This window comes from Photobacterium sp. R1, assembly GCF_054600795.1.
This window is the reverse complement of record NZ_BAAHZP010000198.1, coordinates 1-371: the sequence shown is the minus strand read 5'-3', so window position 1 is coordinate 371 and position 371 is coordinate 1. Positions and strand designations below refer to the sequence as shown.

At 55.0% G+C, this 371-nt stretch carries 1 protein-coding gene; it reads right to left on the bottom strand.

What is annotated here, in order from left to right:
- Nucleotides 1–61: 61 nt before the first annotated feature.
- Nucleotides 62–371, bottom strand: a 310-nt coding sequence (locus ACYP03_RS24650; RefSeq protein ID WP_459782475.1) for an enoyl-CoA hydratase-related protein, incomplete at its 5' end; no start/stop codon positions are given.

Genomic DNA, 371 nt, shown 5'->3' with positions numbered 1-371 from the left:
CAATGGCACAATTCCAAGGCCAGCATGTGGCTCAGCTGGCCAAGAAACTCAGCCAGTAATCTTAACTGACCCAGGATGGCGGCCGCTTGTCAAAAAAGGCGGCCAGCCCCTCCTGTCCTTCCTCTGAAACGCGAATTTCGGCAATGCGCTGCGCGGTATCTGCAATCAGTGCAGCATCAATCGGACGGCCGGAAACATCGGAAATCAACTGTTTGGCCGCTATCAATGCCTGAGGTGAATTCTTCAGGATCTGATCCAGCAATTGCTCAGCCACCTGTCCCGGTTCCTCGCTGATCTGGTGAATCAGGCCCAGCCGCAGGGCATCCTCAGCATCAAACACTTCGGCAGTCAGAAAATAACGACGGGCCTGC